We start from the raw sequence: 18,620 nt of genomic DNA on the forward strand, positions 1-18,620 counted from the left end.
GAACACACCAGGATCGCGCCATCCATCTGCGCTGCGCCCGTGATCATATTCTTCACATAGTCAGCGTGGCCCGGGCAGTCGACGTGTGCGTAGTGGCGGTTAGCCGTTTCGTACTCGACGTGTGCCGTGTTGATCGTGATACCACGTGCCTTTTCTTCCGGCGCCGCGTCAATCTGGTCGTATGCCTTTGCTTCGCCGCCAAACTTCTTGGTCAGCACCGTCGTGATCGCTGCCGTCAGCGTGGTCTTGCCGTGGTCAACGTGACCGATCGTGCCGACGTTCACGTGCGGCTTGGTCCGTTCGAATTTACCTTTAGCCATGTTTCTCTTCTTTCAAAAAGTTAATCGTTGAATGACTTGCCGCGCGCTTACTTCGACTTCGCGTTGATGATCGCTTCAGACACGTTGCGCGGTGCTTCGGAGTAGTGCTTGAACTCCATCGTGTACGTTGCACGACCTTGGCTCAGCGAACGCAGCGACGTCGAGTAGCCGAACATTTCCGACAGCGGCACTTCGGCGCGAACGATCTTGCCGCCGCCAATCATGTCTTCCATGCCCTGAACAATACCGCGACGGCCCGACAGGTCGCCCATCACGTTGCCCATGTAGTCTTCCGGCGTTTCGACTTCGACAGCCATCATCGGTTCGAGGATGACCGGCTGAGCCTTGCGCATTGCTTCCTTGAACGCCATCGAACCGGCCATGCGGAACGCGTTTTCGTTCGAGTCAACATCGTGGTACGAACCGAACGTCAGGTGAACCTTCACGTCAACGACCGGGAAGCCCGCCAGCACGCCAGCCTTCAGCGTTTCCTGGATACCCTTGTCGACTGCCGGGATGTATTCACGCGGAATCACACCGCCCTTGATCTCGTCCAGGAACTCGTAGCCCTTGCCTTGCTCATTCGGCTCGAGCGTGATGACCGCGTGACCGTACTGGCCGCGACCACCCGACTGCTTGACGAACTTGCCGTCAACGTCTTCCGCCTTGCCGCGGATCGTTTCACGATACGCCACTTGCGGCTTACCGACGGTTGCTTCGACGCCGAATTCACGCTTCATCCGGTCGACCAGAATTTCCAGGTGGAGCTCGCCCATACCCGAAATAATGGTTTGACCCGATTCTTCGTCCGTTTGAACGCGGAACGACGGATCTTCCTGAGCCAGACGGTTCAGGGCCAGACCCATTTTTTCCTGGTCCGGCTTCGTCTTCGGCTCAACAGCCTGCGAAATAACCGGCTCCGGGAAAATCATGCGCTCGAGCACGATCGGGTGCAGCGGATCGCACAGCGTATCGCCCGTGGTCGCGTCCTTCAAGCCAACTGCAGCAGCGATGTCGCCTGCGTGCACTTCCTTGATTTCTTCACGCTGGTTTGCGTGCATCAGCAGAATACGACCGAGACGTTCTTTCTTGTCTTTGGTCGCGTTCAGCAGCGTGTCGCCCGACTTCGTCGTACCGGAGTAGACGCGGAAGAAGATCAACTGGCCGACAAACGGGTCGGTCATGATCTTGAATGCGAGGGACGAGAACTTCTCGTCGTCAGCTGCGCGACGCTCAGCCTTTTCACCGTTTTCGAGTTCGCCCGTAACCGGCGGAATGTCGATCGGCGACGGCAGGAAGTCGAGCACGGCGTCCAGCATCCGTTGCACGCCCTTGTTCTTGAACGCGGTACCGCACAGCATCGGCTGGATTTCGCAAGCGATCGTACGGTCGCGCAGACCCTTAACGATTTCCGCTTCCGTCAACTCGCCTTCTTCGAGGTACTTGTTCATCAGCTCTTCGCTCGATTCAGCCGCAGCTTCGACCATCTTCTCGCGCCATTCGTTGCACGTGTCGACGAGGTCTGCCGGGATGTCTTCGTACGAGAACTTCGTTCCTTGGGACGCTTCGTCCCAAATGATCGCTTTCATCTTCAGCAGATCGACCACGCCCGTGAACGTTTCTTCAGCGCCGATAGGCACCACGACCGGAACCGGGTTTGCCTTCAGACGCAGCTTGAGCTGGTCGTAGACCTTGAAGAAGTTCGCGCCGGTACGGTCCATCTTGTTGATGAACGCGAGACGGGGAACCTTGTACTTGTTAGCCTGACGCCACACGGTTTCCGACTGGGGCTGCACACCGCCCACTGCGCAATACACCATGCATGCGCCGTCGAGCACGCGCATCGAGCGTTCAACTTCAATCGTGAAGTCAACGTGGCCCGGGGTGTCGATGATGTTGATGCGGTGCTCAGCGCGGTCGCCGGCCATGCCTTTCCAGAACGCCGTGGTAGCAGCAGACGTGATCGTAATGCCGCGTTCCTGCTCCTGCTCCATCCAGTCCATGGTGGCAGCGCCGTCGTGAACTTCACCAATCTTGTGGTTCACGCCGGTGTAGAACAAGATGCGCTCGGTCGTCGTCGTTTTGCCGGCGTCGATGTGAGCGCTAATACCGATGTTACGGTAGCGCTCGATAGGTGTCTTGCGAGCCACTTTGATCCTCTATTGGGATGACGCGATGCGAGAAAATACCCATCGCGCTGTAACACAAACGGGCGAGGCGCTTTGTAAGCGCACCCGCCCGGAATTTCTTTCCGCTTTTTCTGCTAAACCCGGGTTCGGGAAGCTTAGAAACGGAAGTGCGAGAACGCCTTGTTGGCTTCTGCCATCCGGTGAACTTCGTCGCGCTTCTTCATCGCGCCGCCACGGCCTTCGGCCGCTTCGGAGAGTTCACCTGCCAGACGCAGGGCCATCGACTTCTCGCTGCGCTTCTTCGCGGCTTCACGCAACCAACGCATCGCCAATGCCATACGACGCGACGGACGCACTTCGACCGGAACCTGATAGTTCGCACCACCAACGCGGCGGCTCTTAACTTCGACCACCGGCTTGACGTTGTTGAGCGCTACCGTGAACACTTCCAGCGGGTCCTTGCCACCCTTGGTCTGGATCTGCTCGAAAGCGCCGTACACGATGCGCTCAGCAACCGACTTCTTGCCGGAGAGCATCAGCACGTTCATGAACTTAGCTACATCTACGTTACCGAACTTCGGATCCGGCAACACTTCCCGCTTGGGGACTTCGCGACGACGCGGCATGTTTCTTCCTTTACTTTTTCAGTTGGAGCTATTTTTAGCCCCGCGGCCACCAACTAACCCGATTCATCTCTAACGACTTACCAGCCTGGTCGGGTGACCACTTACTCGACAGCACCGGCGATTCCGGCACCACCGCTATTACCGCCTTTGAAGGCGACCTGAAACTACACCGACCGGCTAATTACTTGCCAGCCTTGGCACGCTTCGCACCGTACTTCGAGCGAGCCTGCTTACGATCCTTGACGCCCTGGGTATCCAGCGAGCCGCGAACCATGTGGTAACGCACACCCGGCAAGTCCTTAACACGGCCGCCGCGAATCAGCACGACCGAGTGTTCCTGCAGGTTGTGGCCTTCACCACCGATGTACGAAATAACTTCGAAGCCGTTCGTCAGACGAACCTTGGCAACCTTACGCAGTGCCGAGTTAGGCTTCTTAGGCGTCGTGGTGTACACACGGGTGCACACGCCGCGACGCTGGGGGCAGTCCTGCAAAGCCGGGCTCTTGCTCTTCGTCGTTTCCGACGCGCGGCCTTTGCGAACCAGTTGATTGATGGTTGGCATTGTTTATTCCTGAAATTGAACAAAATCGACGCATCTGTTTCCGGGCAAAGCAGAAACGATTGCGCATCGAACTTCCGGATCGGGGTGTCAGCGCACGAATTGACTTCGCATACGGGCATTCCAAGAACCGGAACCTAGCATAATATTCCGAAAATACTAAGCGAGTCAACAGGTTGCATTGTTTCGCACGCCTGCCGACCTCAAACTGCGCTCGCCGGCGCTCAGTCGGCGGCGACGACTTCCAGCAACTCGTCGCCGAAGCGGTCGAGTTTGCGGGCGCCCATACCCGGAATACCGCGCAAATCCTCCATGGAATCGGGGCCGTTGCGGGCAATTTCGGCCAGCGTGGCGTCGTGGAAGATAACGTAGGCCGGCACGCCGTCGCTTTTCGCCGTCTCCGTGCGCCAGGCGCGCAGGCGTTCCCAGCGGGCGCGCTCGCGCGGGCCCATGCCGATCGTCGGGTCGGCGCGCTCGCTGGTGCGCCCGGATGACTGGCGGGTACGCGTGGGCTTCACATAGCGGCGCATCGTCACGTTCTGCTCGCTCTTCAACACCGCTTTGGCAGCCTCAGTCAGCACCAGCGAGCCGAAACCTTCGTGGTCGACGGTGAGGTAGCCAAATGCGACGAGTTGGCGAAAGACGGCGCGCCACTCCGGCTCGCCGAGCGCCGCTCCGATCCCGAAGGTGGTGAGCTTCTCGTGACCGCGTTGCAGGATCTTCTCGCTGCGGTTGCCGCGCAGAATATCGATCAGATGCCCGGCGCCAAAGTGAAATCCACTCGCCCGCTGTGCGCGGAACACGCAAGACAGCGCCATCTGCGCTTCGCGCGTCGCGTCCCATGTGTCGGGCGGCTCGATGCAGTTGTCGCAGTTGCCGCACGGCTTGCTCGATTCGCCGAAATACGCGAGCAGCCGCACCCGGCGGCAGGTCGCCGCTTCGCACAGCCCGAGTAACGCATCGAGCTTGCCGGTCTGCACGCGCTTGTGCGCATCGTCGGCGTCGGACTCGTCGATCATCTTGCGTTGCTGCACGACGTCGCCCAGACCGTACGCCATCCAGGCGTTCGCCGGCATGCCGTCGCGGCCTGCGCGCCCGGTTTCCTGGTAGTAACCTTCGACACTCTTCGGCAAGTCAAGGTGAGCCACGAAACGCACGTCCGGCTTGTCGATTCCCATGCCGAAAGCAATCGTCGCGCACATCACGATGCCCTCCTCACGCTGAAACATCTCCTGATGCTTCTGGCGGATTTCGAACTCCATGCCAGCGTGGTAAGGCAACGCGCGCATCCCTTTCTCTTTCAGCCACGCTGCCGTTTCTTCGACCTTGCGACGCGACAGGCAGTAGACAACGCCGGCGTCGGTCGTGCCATCCGGTTTTGAGTGTTCGGCGCGAATGAAGTCGAGCAATTGCGTACGCGCATTGTCCTTTTCAACGATGCGATAGCGAATGTTCGGGCGATCGAAGCTGGATACAAAGATGCGCGCGTCATCGAGCGCGAGACGGTGGATGATTTCGTCGCGCGTGATCGCGTCGGCGGTCGCGGTGAGCGCGATGCGCGGCACGTTCGGAAAGCGCTCGTGCAGCACCGACAGCTGAATGTACTCAGGACGGAAATCGTGGCCCCATTGCGACACGCAATGCGCTTCGTCGATGGCGAACAGGCCAATGCGCGTGCGCTCGAGCAGCTCCTGGAAACGGGGCGTCATCAACCGTTCCGGCGCCACGTAAAGCAGGTCGATTTCGCCTTCGCGCAGCGCGCGCTCCGTGGCCATCGCTTCGGCGCTCGATAGCGTGGAATTCAGATACGCGGCCCTAACGCCCACTTCCTTTAGCGCGGCAACCTGGTCCTGCATCAATGCGATCAACGGGGACACGACGATTCCCGCTCCGCAACCGGCTTCCCGCCGCACCAGCGAAGGAATCTGGTAGCACAACGACTTGCCGCCGCCCGTCGGCATCAGCACGAGGCAGTCGCCACCGCCGGCGACGTGCTCGACAATTTCGCCCTGCTGTCCTCTGAACGCGGGGTAACCAAAGACTTCGTTGAGGATTTCGAGCGGACGGGACATGAATTTGAGAGAAGCAGCGTAATGCCGGTGACACGAATTTTACCAACGCATTCGTGCTGCGCCCGCGCTTTGCAGAAACGTTAGCCGTTTGGCCGATGAATCCACAAAAACCGCACAAAAATAAGACGCGCGCGGTGCGTGGGACGACCAAAAAAAAGCCGCTCAGTCGAAACTGAGCGGCTTCGCTGGCTGGTGAGCCCCAAGCGGCTTTCGCCGCCGGGACTTACTCGCCTGAGTGCTGCTGTTCGGCGGCCGGGGTTTCCGGCGTACCGAATTCGAACGACTCTTCCGCTGCGATCTGATCGAAACGCTCGCGGTCGGACAGTTCCTTGCTCTTGCGTGCCTTGTGGAACGCGAGACCCGTACCAGCCGGAATCAGGCGACCAACGATCACGTTTTCCTTCAGCCCGCGCAGATCGTCGCGCTTGCCCATGATCGCCGCTTCGGTCAGCACGCGAGTCGTTTCCTGGAACGACGCCGCGGAGATGAACGAATCGGTCGACAGCGATGCCTTCGTAATACCGAGCAGCACGTTGTCGTAGGTTGCCGGGATCTTGCCTTCCGCAGCCATCCGGTCGTTTTCGTCGAGCATATCCGAACGCTCGACTTGTTCGCCCATGATGAAGCGCGTGTCACCGTTATCGACGATCTGCACGCGGCGCAGCATCTGACGGACGATCACTTCAATGTGCTTGTCGTTGATCTTCACGCCCTGCAGACGATACACGTCCTGCACTTCGTCCACGATGTAGCGCGCCAGCGCTTCGACGCCCTGCAACCGCAGAATGTCGTGCGGATCAGCCGGCCCGTCGACAATCATTTCGCCCTTGTTGACGACCTGACCATCGTGCACCAGAACCTGCTTTTCCTTCGCGATCAGGAACTCGTGCTGATTACCTTCGAGGTCCGTGATAACGAGACGCTGCTTGCCCTTCGTGTCCTTACCGAACGACGTCGTGCCCGTGACTTCCGCCAGAATACCGGCGTCCTTCGGCGAGCGCGCTTCGAACAGTTCGGCCACACGCGGCAGACCACCGGTAATGTCGCGAGTCTTTTGCGATTCAACCGGGATCCGTGCGAGCACTTCACCGACCTGCACTTGCTGACCGTCCTTCACGGTGATCAGAGCGCCGACCTGGAAGCCGATCTGCACCGAGTGCTCGGTGTTCGGGATCTTGACTTCTTCGCCGTTCGCGTCGAGCAGCTTGACCTGCGGGCGCACCGTCTTCGACGCTTGCGAACCGCGGCGCTTCACGTCAATCACGACCAGCGTCGAGAGACCCGTCACATCGTCGATCTGCTTGGCAACCGTCACGCCTTCTTCGACGTTTTCGAACTTCACCGTACCACCGTACTCGGTGATGATCGGACGCGTCATCGGATCCCACGTCGCCAGTTGCGTGCCGGCCTTGATCTGCGCGCCGTCCAGTTGCAACAGCGTCGCGCCGTACGGCACCTTGTGACGTTCACGCTCGCGGCCGTGGTCGTCGGTGATCATCGCTTCGCCCGAACGCGAGATGACGATCTGCTCGCCCTTCGCGTTGGTGACGTAACGCATTGTCGCCGTGAAACGCACCGTACCGTTCGACTTGGCTTCAACCGACGAAGCCACTGCTGCACGCGATGCCGCACCACCGATGTGGAACGTACGCATCGTGAGCTGCGTGCCCGGTTCACCGATCGACTGGGCTGCGATCACGCCAACTGCTTCACCGACGTTGACCGACGAGCCACGACCCAGGTCGCGGCCATAGCAGGCTGCGCACAGACCGTAACGCGTTTCGCAAGTCAGCGGCGTACGCACGCGCACCTCGTCGATACCGAGGCGTTCGATTTCTTCGACCGCATCTTCGTCGAGCAACGTGCCCGTTTCGTACAGCGTTTCCTGTGTCTCCGGATTGACGACGTCAGCCACCGTCACGCGACCCAGAATACGGTCACGCAGTGCTTCGACGACTTCACCGCCTTCGACCAACGCCTTCATGGCGACGCCGTTGGACGTACCGCAATCGTCCTCGACCACCACCAGATCCTGCGTCACGTCGACGAGACGACGCGTCAGGTAACCCGAGTTTGCCGTCTTCAGTGCCGTATCAGCGAGACCCTTACGTGCACCGTGAGTCGAGATGAAGTACTGCAACACGTTCAGGCCTTCACGGAAGTTCGCCGTAATCGGCGTCTCGATGATCGAGCCGTCCGGCTTCGCCATCAGGCCACGCATACCGGCCAACTGACGAATCTGAACTGCCGAACCACGAGCACCCGAGTCCGCCATCATGTAGATGGAGTTGAACGATTCCTGACGCGTTTCGTTGCCGTCGCGATCCGTCACCGGTTCCGTCGACAGCTGTTCCATCATCGCCTTGCCGACCGCTTCCGACGTTGCCGACCAGATGTCGACCACGTTGTTGTAGCGCTCTTGCGACGTGACGAGACCCGACATGTACTGACGGTCGTATTCCTTCACCTTCTTCGCGGCGTCGCCGACGATCTGTTCTTTTTGCGGCGGCACGAGCATGTCGTCGACGCAAATCGAAATACCGGCGCGCGTTGCCAGGCGGAAACCCGACTGCATCAACTGGTCGGCGAAAATCACCGTTTCACGCAGACCGCACTTGCGGAATGCGGTGTTGATGAGGCGCGAGATTTCCTTCTTCTTCAGCGGCTTGTTCAGCACCGAGAACGGCAGGCCCGGCGGCAGAATTTCTGACAGGATCGAACGGCCGACGGTCGTCGCATACAGCGTGATCTTTGGCACGAACTTCGGCGCGCCTTCCGACGTGTCTTCGTTGTGGACCATTTCCGTGATCCGCACATTGACGCGCGAGGCCAGCTCGACTTCCTTGTTCTCGTAAGCACGCAGTGCTTCCGACACGCCGGTGAACGTCAGGCCTTCGCCCTTGGCGTTCACTGCTTCGCGCGTCGCGTAATACAGGCCGAGCACAATATCCTGCGACGGCACGATCGACGGATCGCCGTTAGCCGGGAACAGGATGTTGTTCGACGCCAGCATCAGCGTACGCGCTTCCATCTGCGCTTCGAGCGACAGCGGCACGTGCACAGCCATCTGGTCACCGTCGAAGTCGGCGTTGAACGCCGCGCAAACGAGCGGGTGCAGCTGGATAGCCTTACCTTCGATCAGCACCGGCTCGAAAGCCTGAATGCCAAGACGGTGAAGAGTAGGTGCACGGTTCAGCATGACCGGATGTTCGCGGATCACCTCTTCCAGGATGTCCCACACCACCGGCGTCTGGTTCTCGACTTCCTTCTTCGCAGCCTTGATGGTGGTAGCGACACCCATCACTTCGAGCTTGTTGAAGATGAACGGCTTGAACAGTTCGAGCGCCATCAGCTTCGGCAAACCGCACTGATGCAGCTTGAGCGTCGGGCCGACCACGATCACCGAACGGCCGGAGTAGTCCACGCGCTTACCGAGCAAGTTCTGACGGAAACGACCGCCCTTACCCTTGATCATGTCAGCGAGCGACTTCAGCGGACGCTTGTTCGCGCCGGTCATTGCCTTACCGCGGCGACCGTTGTCGAGCAGCGAATCGACGGCTTCCTGCAGCATCCGCTTTTCGTTGCGGACGATGATTTCAGGCGCCTTCAGTTCGAGCAGACGCTTCAACCGGTTGTTACGGTTGATCACGCGGCGATACAGGTCGTTCAGGTCCGACGTCGCGAAGCGGCCGCCATCCAGCGGCACCAGCGGACGCAGTTCCGGCGGCAGCACCGGCAGCACTTCGAGCACCATCCAGTCAGGCTTGATGCCCGAACGTTGGAAGGCCTCGAGCACCTTCAGGCGCTTCGCGTACTTCTTGATCTTCGCTTCCGAACCCGTGTTCTTGAGTTCAGTGCGCAGCATCTCGACCTGCTCGTCGATGTTGATCGCGCGCAGCAGCTCGCGAACGCCTTCCGCGCCCATCTCGGCACGGAATTCGTCACCGTACTCTTCGACCTTGTTGTAGTAATCCTCTTCGGTCATGATCTGCCGCGCTTTCAGTGGCGTCATGCCCGGATCGATCACCACGTATGCCTCGAAGTACAGCACGCGTTCGATGTCGCGCAGCGTCATGTCGAGCACCATGCCCAGACGCGACGGCAGCGACTTCAGGAACCAGATGTGAGCGACCGGCGAGGCCAACTCAATGTGGCCCATCCGTTCGCGACGCACCTTGGCGAGCGTCACTTCGACGCCGCACTTTTCACAGATCACGCCACGATGCTTCAGGCGCTTGTACTTACCGCAAAGGCATTCGTAGTCTTTGATCGGCCCGAAGATCTTCGCGCAGAACAAACCATCGCGTTCCGGCTTGAACGTCCGGTAGTTGATGGTTTCCGGCTTCTTGACTTCACCGAACGACCACGAACGGATCTTGTCTGGCGAGGCCAGACCGATCTTGATCGCGTCAAAAACTTCAGGCTGTTGGACTTGCTTGAATAGATCGAGCAGAGCTTTCATTGCTTTCTCTCCGTAGTCCGATTAGTTGCGGTCGAGGTCGATGTCGATACCGAGCGAGCGGATTTCCTTCACGAGCACGTTGAAGGATTCCGGCATGCCGGCGTCGATCACGTGATCACCCTTGACCAGGTTCTCATACACCTTGGTCCGGCCCGCCACGTCATCCGACTTCACCGTGAGCATTTCTTGCAACACGTACGATGCGCCGTACGCTTCGAGCGCCCACACTTCCATTTCACCGAAACGCTGGCCACCAAACTGCGCCTTACCGCCCAACGGCTGCTGCGTCACGAGCGAGTACGGGCCCGTGGAACGCGCGTGCATCTTGTCGTCGACCAAGTGGTGCAGTTTCAGGTAATGCATGTAGCCGACAGTCACCGTACGTTCGAACATCTCACCCGTGCGGCCGTCATACAGACGCACCTGGTTCTTCGACGGCGTCATGCCGAGGTTCTTCGCGATGTCGTCCGGGAATGCCAGATCCAGCGCGCGCGACATTTCTTCTTCCGTCGCACCGTCGAACACCGGCGTTGCGAACGGAACGCCTTCGCGCAGGTTCTTCGCCAGTTCGACGATTTCGTCGTCCGTGAAGCTGTCCAGCTCTTCAGCGCGGCCCGACTCGTTGTAGATCTTGGTCAGGAATTCGCGCAGTTCAGCGATCTTCGCCTGACGTTGCAGCATTTCTGCAATACGCCAGCCGAGACCCTTCGCGGCCCAACCCAGATGCACTTCGAGAACCTGACCCACGTTCATCCGCGACGGCACGCCGAGCGGGTTCAGAACGACGTCAGCCGGACGGCCATCGGCCATGTACGGCATGTCTTCGATCGGAACGATCTTCGACACCACACCCTTGTTACCGTGACGGCCGGCCATCTTGTCGCCAGGCTGCAGACGACGCTTCACAGCAAGATACACCTTGACCATCTTCAGCACGCCCGGCGGCAGTTCGTCGCCTTGCGTGAGCTTCTTGCGCTTTTCTTCGAACGCCAGATCGAACTGGTGACGCTTCTGTTCGATCGAGTCCTTGATAGCTTCGAGCTGTGCCGCTGCTTCTTCGTCCGCGAGGCGGATGTCGAACCAGTGGTAGTGGTCGAGATCTTCCAGGTAAGCCTGTTCGATCTTCGTACCCTTCGCGAGCTTCTTCGGACCGCCGTTCGCGACCTTGCCGGTCAGCATACGTGCGAGACGCTGGAATGCATCGCCTTCCACGATACGCAGCTGGTCGTTCAGGTCGAGGCGGTAACGCTTCAGTTCATCGTCGATGATCTGTTGCGCACGCTTGTCACGCTGAATGCCTTCACGCGTGAACACTTGAACGTCGATGACCGTGCCGCTCATGCCCGACGGCACGCGCAGCGACGTGTCCTTCACGTCCGAAGCCTTTTCACCGAAAATCGCGCGCAGCAGCTTTTCTTCCGGCGTCAGCTGGGTTTCGCCCTTCGGCGTGACCTTACCGACCAGCACGTCGCCTGCTTCGACTTCAGCGCCGATGTAGACGATGCCCGACTCGTCGAGACGGCCGAGTTGCACTTCAGCCAGGTTCGAGATGTCGCGCGTGATTTCTTCCGGTCCGAGCTTCGTATCGCGAGCAACGACGTTCAGTTCTTCGATGTGGATCGACGTGTAACGATCGTCAGCAACCACCTTCTCCGAGATCAAGATCGAATCTTCGAAGTTGTAGCCGTTCCACGGCATGAACGCGACCAGCATGTTCTGGCCGAGAGCCAGTTCGCCGAGGTCGGTCGATGCACCGTCAGCCAGCACGTCGCCACGCGACACGATATCGCCGACCTTCACGATCGGGCGCTGGTTGATGTTCGTGTTCTGGTTCGAACGCGTGTACTTGATCAGGTTGTAGATGTCCACGCCGACGTCGCCAGCAACGGCTTCATCGTCATTCACGCGAATCACCATACGGCCAGCGTCGACGTAATCGACCACACCGCCGCGGAATGCCTGAACCGTCGTACCCGAGTCGACTGCCACCGTGCGTTCGATACCCGTACCGACCACAGCCTTTTCAGGACGCAGACACGGCACAGCCTGACGCTGCATGTTCGAACCCATCAATGCGCGGTTCGCGTCATCGTGCTCGAGGAACGGAATCAGCGAAGCTGCGACCGAGACGATCTGCGACGGCGCCACGTCCATGTACTGGATGCGGTCCGGCGTCACCATCAGCGTTTCGCCTGCTTCACGCGACGACACCAGTTCGTCGGTCAGCGAGCCATCAGCAGCCACCGCCGCGTTCGCCTGAGCGATTACGTAACGGCCTTCTTCGATCGCCGACAGATAGTCGATCTGGTCGGTCACTTTGCTGTCCACAACCTTGCGATACGGCGTTTCGAGGAAGCCGTATTCGTTCAGGTGCGCATACAGTGCGAGCGAGTTGATCAGGCCGATGTTCGGACCTTCCGGCGTTTCAATCGGGCACACGCGGCCGTAGTGGGTCGGGTGCACGTCGCGGACTTCAAAGCCGGCACGCTCACGCGTCAAACCGCCCGGGCCAAGTGCCGAAACACGGCGCTTGTGGGTGATTTCCGAGAGCGGGTTGGTCTGGTCCATAAACTGCGACAGCTGCGACGAACCGAAGAACTCGCGAATCGCCGACGAAATCGGCTTCGAGTTGATCAGGTCGTGCGGCATCAGGTTTTCGCTTTCAGCCTGACCCAGACGTTCCTTCACGGCACGTTCGACACGCACGAGACCTGCGCGGAACTGGTTTTCCGCCAGTTCGCCGACGCAACGCACACGACGATTGCCCAAGTGGTCGATGTCGTCCACTTCGCCCTTGCCGTTACGCAGTTCGACCAGGATCTTGATGGTTGCGAGGATGTCGTCGTCTTGCAGCGTCATCGGGCCGACGATTTCGTCGCGACCGACACGGCGATTGAACTTCATACGACCCACCTTGGACAGGTCGTATGCGTCTTCGCTGTAGAACAAACGGTTGAACAGTGCCTCGACCGCTTCTTCGGTCGGCGGTTCGCCCGGACGCATCATGCGGTAGATCGCGATGCGAGCGGCCATCTTGTCCGCGGTTTCGTCGATACGGAGCGTCGACGAGATGTACGGACCTTGATCCAGATCGTTCGTGTAGAGCGTCTGAATGTCTTTGATCTTCGATTCGCGAAGCTTTTCGAGGACGGTTTCAGTGATTTCGTCGTTCGCGTTTGCGATGACTTCACCGGTGTCGCCGTCAACGACGTTCTTCGCCAGCACGCGGCCGAGCAGATAATCTTCCGGCACCGAGATGAACTTCGTCTTCGCGTTGTCCAGATCGCGAATGTGCTTGGCGTTGATCCGCTTGTCCTTCTGGACGATCACGTTGCCGTCACGGTCCGAAATGTCGAAACGTGCGACTTCACCACGCAGACGCTCCGGCACGAATTCCATCTGCGCGCCTTCCGGCATCAGTGTGAAATTGTCGAACACGAAGAAGTTTGCGAGGATCTGTTCCGGCGTCAGGCCGATCGCCTTCAGCAGGATCGTGACCGGCATCTTGCGACGGCGGTCGACGCGGAAGTACAGCACGTCCTTCGGATCGAATTCGAAGTCGAGCCACGAACCGCGGTAAGGAATGATACGTGCCGAGAACAGGAGCTTGCCCGAGCTGTGCGTCTTGCCCTTGTCGTGTTCGAAAAACACGCCCGGCGAACGATGCAGCTGCGAAACGATCACACGTTCCGTGCCGTTGATCACGAACGAACCCGTCGGCGTCATGAGCGGAATTTCGCCCATGTACACTTCCTGTTCCTTCACTTCCTTGACGACCGGCTTGCTCGGCGATTCTTTGTCGAGCAGCACCAGACGCACTTTCGCGCGCAGTGCCGAGCAGTACGTCAAACCGCGCTGCTGACATTCCTTGATGTTGAATGCCGGCGGCGACAGCATGTAGCTGACGAACTCTAGACGTGCGAACCCGTTATGCGAAACAATCGGGAAAACGGATGTAAACGCAGCTTGCAGGCCTTCCGGCTTGCGTTGCGTGGATGACGTGTCTGCTTGCAGAAACGTGCTGAATGATTCAAGCTGGGTAGCCAGCAGGAAAGGTACTTGGTGAACGATGGGGCGCTTCGCAAAACTCTTGCGAATGCGCTTCTTCTCGGTGAAGGAATATTGCATACGATCTCCGAATCACGGCGGGCATTGTTGTCGAGGCAGGATACCTTGATGAGACAACCCGAGTGTTCACCGACTGAGACCCGATGGCCGTCCGATGGCTTGAACGAGCCTAGAAGCTTGGTGGTTGGCCGCTACCAACCGCTGGCTGACGGCAGCGGATGCCTGTGTTGCCCGCTACCCGACCAAACTTGCCTTCTGCAGTCGCTTCAGAAGACAAAGAGAAACGCCGGTCAGTATTGCCGATAGGCGATTTTCTTTGGCTTCTGGGGCTCCTGTTCTTGCCGAAACCGGCTGGCAAAAAACATGGCCCCCAACAAGCACAAAAAGGCCGGCGGTGGAAAACCGCCAGCCTTCGCACAACGCGCTGAAACTTACTTGATTTCAGCCTTCGCGCCGGCTTCTTCCAGCTTCTTCTTGGCTTCTTCAGCAGCAGCCTTCGGTACCGCTTCCTTAACAGGCTTCGGTGCACCGTCGACCAGGTCCTTCGCTTCCTTCAGGCCGAGACCCGTCAGTTCACGAACAGCCTTAATGACCGAAACCTTGTTCGCGCCGACTTCCGTCAGGTTGACCGTGAATTCGGTTTGCTCTTCAGCGACGGCTGCCGCTGCGCCTGCCGGGCCTGCCACTGCAACAGCAGCTGCCGACACACCAAACTTTTCTTCGAACGCCTTGACCAGCTCGTTCAGTTCCAGAACCGACATCGAGCTTACTGCCTCGAGGATGTCATCTTTTGCGATTGCCATTTGAAATACTCCTAAATTGAATTCGGATACAGCCAGCGATCAATCACGCTCGACTGAAGTGCGTTACGCAGCGGTTTCTTCGCCTTGTTTCTTTTCTGCCAGCGCCGCCAGAGCGCGCGCAAAGCCAGAAACAGGTGCTTGCATAACGTACAACAGCTTGGAGAGCAGTTCTTCGCGGCTCGGGATGTTTGCCAGCGCTTGCACGCCAGCCTTGTCCATCACCTTGCCTTCGTAGGAACCAGCCTTGATGATCAACTTGTCATTGGTTTTGCCGAAGTCGTTGACGACCTTAGCAGCAGCAATTGCATCTTCCGAGATGCCGTAGATCAGGGGACCAGTCATCTGCTCTGCCAAGGAAGCAAACGGGGTACCTTCGACAGCGCGACGCGCCAACGTGTTTTTCAACACGCGAAGGTAAACCTGTTGCTCACGCGCTTTCGCGCGCAGCTTGGTCAGATCGCCAACCGCGATTCCACGATACTCAGCCAGAACCACGGTCTGGGCTTTCGCGACTTGCGCGGCAACCTCAGCGACGACGGCCTGCTTGCTTTCTTTGTTAAGTGGCACGGTTAACCTCCAGATTCGATACACGCGGCGTGCGCCTTGTGTACCGCGTTCAATAACGGCGTCCGACCAGTCAGGAGTATTTCGACCGCCTGAAATCCACATTGCTGCGGATCTCAACCAGCTTCATCACTACAAAACCTTTTCGGGTTCGCCATCTGCGTTGGCTTCACATTAAGGGTCAGCCTGCCTGCTGCTTTCCCGCCAACGGTCTTTGACAACCGGCCGCTCGATGCAGACTGCCACCTTGCGACCGCCCAAAGCCCATAAAACCGCCTCGATTCACATCGAGGCGATGAAATTTATTACTGTGCTGCGATCGATGCCTGGTCGACGCGAACGCCGACACCCATCGTGCTCGACAGCGCAACCTTACGCAGGTACACACCCTTGCTCGTTGCCGGCTTCGCCTTTTGCAGCGCGTCGACCAGAGCGTTCAGGTTGCTACGCAGAGCCGTCGGCTCGAACGAAGCACGGCCAATCGTGGCGTGGATGATACCGGCCTTGTCGACACGGAATTGCACCTGACCAGCCTTGGCGTTCTTGACCGCAGTCGCGACGTCCGGCGTAACCGTGCCAACCTTCGGGTTCGGCATCAGGCCGCGCGGGCCGAGTATCTGACCGAGCGTACCGACAACGCGCATCGTGTCCGGCGAAGCGATCACGATGTCGAAGTCCAGCTTGCCAGCCTTGACTTGTTCAGCCAAGTCTTCCATACCGACGATTTCTGCGCCGGCTGCACGAGCTTGCTCAGCCTTTTCGCCTTGTGCGAACACTGCCACGCGAACCGACTTACCGGTACCAGCCGGCAGCACGACCGAACCACGAACCACTTGGTCCGACTTCTTCGCGTCGATGCCGAGTTGCACTGCAACGTCGATCGACTCGTCGAACTTCGCGCTTGCGCATTCCTTCACGAGCGACAGAGCTTCGTCGATCGCGTACAGCTTTTGACGATCAACCTTGGCTGCAAATGCTTGCAGACGCTTTGAAAGCTTAGCCATTTACACGCCCTCCACGGTGATGCCCATCGAGCGGGCGCTACCAGCGATCGTACGAACCGCTGCGTCCAGATCAGCTGCCGTCAGATCGGGCATCTTGGTCTTGGCGATGTCTTCAGCTTGAGCGCGGGTGATCTTGCCGACCTTGTCGGTATGCGGCTTGGCCGAACCCTTGTCGATCTTCGCTGCCTTCTTGATCAGAACCGTAGCCGGCGGCGTCTTCAGAACGAATGTGAAGCTCTTGTCCGCGAACGCGGTGATCACGACCGGAATCGGCAGGCCCGGTTCCAGAGCTTGAGTCTGCGCGTTGAACGCCTTGCAGAACTCCATGATGTTCAGGCCGCGTTGGCCCAGTGCCGGACCAACCGGCGGCGACGGGTTGGCTTTACCTGCAGGAATCTGCAGCTTGATAAAGCCGATGATTTTCTTTGCCATTTTGAAAACCTCTTAGGAACGCCGCCGTAGTACAAGCGGACATTCAGTGAGTAGTAGCGCGCGTTCGCCGAAAAACGGACTACTTGCGCTCCTCAACGGCCATTACGCGGACCGTAAGCGCGAAATACGGAACGCACCGATCGGTACGTTCCGTAGAATTCTGGATTACAACTTTTCGACCTGGCCGAATTCCAGCTCGACCGGCGTTGCGCGGCCGAAGATTGTAACGGAAACACGGACGCGCGACTTTTCGTAGTTCACTTCTTCGACGCTGCCGTTGAAATCCGTGAACGGACCATCCTTCACCCGCACCATCTCGCCGACTTCAAACAAGGTCTTCGGACGCGGTTTTTCCACGCCTTCCTGCATCTGCGACATGATCTTCTCGACTTCCCGCGGGGAAATCGGGCTCGGACGATTACGCGCACCGCCTACGAAACCCGTCACCTTTGCCGTGTTCTTCACGAGGTGCCACGTTTCGTCCGTCATTTCCATTTCCACCAGGACATAGCCCGGAAAGAAACGACGTTCGGTCACCGATTTGTGACCCCCTTTCACCTCGACCACTTCTTCAGTAGGAACAAGGATTTGACCAAATTGGTCTTGCATGCCAGCACGTTCGATGCGCTCCTGAAGCGCACGTTGCACGCTCTTCTCCATGCCGGAGTAGGCGTGCACCACGTACCAACGTTTGCCGCTCGGGGATGCCGGAGTATCGCTCATATCATTTCCAACCCAGAATCACCGAGAAAATCGCCCATTCGATGGATTTGTCGCTAATCCAAAGAAAGACCGCCATGACGAACACGAAGCCGAACACTACGAGCGTTGTCTGGGTGGCCTCTTTACGAGTCGGCCAGACAACCTTACGAACTTCTTTGTACGAGTCTTTGGCGAAAGCGATGAAACCCTTGCCAGGCGCGGAGAGAAGACCGACTGCAACACCAGCGATAGCGCCAACAGCCAAGGCGGCTCCGCGGACGTACCATTCCTGGCCGCTGAGCCAGAAAAACCCCACGAACCCGGCCAAGACCAACAATACGCCCGCGACGAGCATCAGCTTGTCGCCGGATGTATTTACAGTTTCGACGGAAGGATTCGCCATAACACCTTAACGAAGCGCCATATACGGCGCGAGAGTTGGCAGGGGCAGAGGGAATCGAACCCCCAACCTTCGGTTTTGGAGACCGACGCTCTGCCAGTTGAGCTATACCCCTAAACCATTTTGGGGTTGACGACACCGCCAACCCCGAAACTACCGATCAACGAGAACTTTCTGGCGTTACTCGAGAATCTTAGCAACCACACCTGCGCCGACCGTACGGCCGCCTTCGCGGATTGCGAAGCGCAGACCTTCTTCCATCGCGATCGGGTTGATCAACTTCACCGTGATCGACACGTTGTCGCCCGGCATGACCATTTCCTTGTCCTTCGGCAACTCGATCGAGCCCGTCACGTCCGTCGTACGGAAGTAGAACTGCGGACGATAGTTGTTGAAGAACGGCGTGTGACGACCACCTTCGTCCTTGCTCAGCACGTACACTTCAGCCGTGAAGTGCGTGTGCGGGTTGATCGAACCCG

15 protein-coding genes and 1 tRNA gene are annotated in these 18,620 nt (G+C 58.7%); 1 reads left to right on the forward strand and 15 read right to left on the reverse strand.

Annotated features, from left to right (window positions below; translation table 11 throughout):
- The 7 genes from HHL24_RS41615 to rpoB form a co-directional block, all read right to left on the reverse strand.
- Positions 1 to 320 (reverse strand): GTP-binding protein (locus HHL24_RS41615; protein ID WP_206003258.1); only part of this gene is annotated, 320 nt, incomplete at its 3' end.
- A 47-nt stretch (positions 321 to 367) separates the two neighbouring features.
- Positions 368 to 2,470, reverse strand: a complete 2,103-nt coding sequence (gene fusA, locus HHL24_RS41620; protein ID WP_169491088.1) for an elongation factor G — start codon at positions 2,468 to 2,470, stop codon at positions 368 to 370.
- Between the two features lie 134 nt (positions 2,471 to 2,604).
- A complete protein-coding gene (gene rpsG / locus HHL24_RS41625; protein WP_006053291.1) occupies positions 2,605 to 3,075 on the reverse strand; it encodes a 30S ribosomal protein S7 in 471 nt (156 codons plus the stop codon).
- Positions 3,076 to 3,256: 181 nt separating this feature from the next.
- A complete protein-coding gene (rpsL, locus tag HHL24_RS41630; protein ID WP_006998493.1) occupies positions 3,257 to 3,637 on the reverse strand; it encodes a 30S ribosomal protein S12 in 381 nt (126 codons plus the stop codon).
- A 221-nt stretch (positions 3,638 to 3,858) separates the two neighbouring features.
- Positions 3,859 to 5,706, reverse strand: a complete 1,848-nt coding sequence (gene recQ / locus HHL24_RS41635; RefSeq protein WP_169491089.1) for a DNA helicase RecQ — start codon at positions 5,704 to 5,706, stop codon at positions 3,859 to 3,861.
- Positions 5,707 to 5,929: 223 nt separating this feature from the next.
- Positions 5,930 to 10,168, reverse strand: coding sequence for a DNA-directed RNA polymerase subunit beta' (rpoC, locus tag HHL24_RS41640; protein WP_169491090.1), 4,239 nt, complete (start codon positions 10,166 to 10,168; stop codon positions 5,930 to 5,932).
- A 21-nt stretch (positions 10,169 to 10,189) separates the two neighbouring features.
- The gene (gene rpoB, locus HHL24_RS41645; RefSeq protein ID WP_169491091.1) at positions 10,190 to 14,296 is read right to left on the reverse strand and encodes a DNA-directed RNA polymerase subunit beta; all 4,107 of its coding nucleotides are present in this window, start codon (positions 14,294 to 14,296) and stop codon (positions 10,190 to 10,192) included.
- Positions 14,297 to 14,420: 124 nt separating this feature from the next.
- Between rpoB and HHL24_RS41650 the strand changes: the two genes are divergently transcribed.
- Positions 14,421 to 14,675 (forward strand): hypothetical protein, encoded by a 255-nt coding sequence (locus HHL24_RS41650; protein ID WP_169491092.1) that lies wholly within the window; start codon positions 14,421 to 14,423, stop codon positions 14,673 to 14,675.
- Here HHL24_RS41650 and rplL read toward each other — a convergent pair.
- The 8 genes from rplL to HHL24_RS41690 form a co-directional block, all read right to left on the reverse strand.
- Positions 14,668 to 15,039, reverse strand: a complete 372-nt coding sequence (gene rplL / locus HHL24_RS41655) for a 50S ribosomal protein L7/L12 (RefSeq protein WP_074281984.1) — start codon at positions 15,037 to 15,039, stop codon at positions 14,668 to 14,670. The genes HHL24_RS41650 and rplL overlap by 8 nt on opposite strands.
- 63 nt (positions 15,040 to 15,102) lie before the next feature.
- Positions 15,103 to 15,606 carry a 50S ribosomal protein L10 gene (gene rplJ, locus HHL24_RS41660; RefSeq protein WP_035554729.1) on the reverse strand — a complete coding sequence of 168 codons (504 nt, stop codon included), beginning with the start codon at positions 15,604 to 15,606 and terminating at the stop codon, positions 15,103 to 15,105.
- Positions 15,607 to 15,908: 302 nt separating this feature from the next.
- Complete coding sequence (rplA, locus tag HHL24_RS41665; RefSeq protein WP_035554727.1) at positions 15,909 to 16,607, reverse strand: 50S ribosomal protein L1; 699 nt, start codon at positions 16,605 to 16,607, stop codon at positions 15,909 to 15,911.
- Positions 16,608 to 17,039 (reverse strand): 50S ribosomal protein L11, encoded by a 432-nt coding sequence (rplK, locus tag HHL24_RS41670; RefSeq protein WP_115781229.1) that lies wholly within the window; start codon positions 17,037 to 17,039, stop codon positions 16,608 to 16,610. It abuts the gene before it with no gap.
- Between the two features lie 165 nt (positions 17,040 to 17,204).
- Positions 17,205 to 17,762: a transcription termination/antitermination protein NusG gene (nusG, locus tag HHL24_RS41675; protein ID WP_007180147.1), complete on the reverse strand. Its 558-nt coding sequence runs from the start codon at positions 17,760 to 17,762 to the stop codon at positions 17,205 to 17,207.
- A 1-nt stretch (position 17,763) separates the two neighbouring features.
- Entirely contained in the window at positions 17,764 to 18,144 is a 381-nt protein-coding gene (secE, locus tag HHL24_RS41680) for a preprotein translocase subunit SecE (protein ID WP_169491093.1), read from the reverse strand.
- A 36-nt stretch (positions 18,145 to 18,180) separates the two neighbouring features.
- Positions 18,181 to 18,256: transfer RNA gene (locus HHL24_RS41685), tRNA-Trp, on the reverse strand.
- 65 nt (positions 18,257 to 18,321) lie between these two features.
- On the reverse strand, positions 18,322 to 18,620 hold a 299-nt coding region (locus HHL24_RS41690; protein ID WP_456238532.1), incomplete at its 5' end, for an EF-Tu C-terminal domain-related protein.

The sequence above is a fragment of the Paraburkholderia polaris genome (genome assembly GCF_012927345.1).
GTDB classification, from domain to species: domain Bacteria; phylum Pseudomonadota; class Gammaproteobacteria; order Burkholderiales; family Burkholderiaceae; genus Paraburkholderia; species Paraburkholderia polaris.

Coding starts and splice junctions, on each gene's coding strand:
- rplL (WP_074281984.1), bottom strand. CDS start 15,039: ATGGCAATCGCAAAAGATGACATCCTCGAGGCAGTAAGCTCGATGTCG.
- rplK (WP_115781229.1), bottom strand. CDS start 17,039: ATGGCAAAGAAAATCATCGGCTTTATCAAGCTGCAGATTCCTGCAGGT.
- rpsG (WP_006053291.1), bottom strand. CDS start 3,075: ATGCCGCGTCGTCGCGAAGTCCCCAAGCGGGAAGTGTTGCCGGATCCG.
- rplA (WP_035554727.1), bottom strand. CDS start 16,607: ATGGCTAAGCTTTCAAAGCGTCTGCAAGCATTTGCAGCCAAGGTTGAT.
- rpoB (WP_169491091.1), bottom strand. CDS start 14,296: ATGCAATATTCCTTCACCGAGAAGAAGCGCATTCGCAAGAGTTTTGCG.
- rpoC (WP_169491090.1), bottom strand. CDS start 10,168: ATGAAAGCTCTGCTCGATCTATTCAAGCAAGTCCAACAGCCTGAAGTT.
- secE (WP_169491093.1), bottom strand. CDS start 18,144: ATGGCGAATCCTTCCGTCGAAACTGTAAATACATCCGGCGACAAGCTG.
- nusG (WP_007180147.1), bottom strand. CDS start 17,762: ATGAGCGATACTCCGGCATCCCCGAGCGGCAAACGTTGGTACGTGGTG.
- recQ (WP_169491089.1), bottom strand. CDS start 5,706: ATGTCCCGTCCGCTCGAAATCCTCAACGAAGTCTTTGGTTACCCCGCG.
- rpsL (WP_006998493.1), bottom strand. CDS start 3,637: ATGCCAACCATCAATCAACTGGTTCGCAAAGGCCGCGCGTCGGAAACG.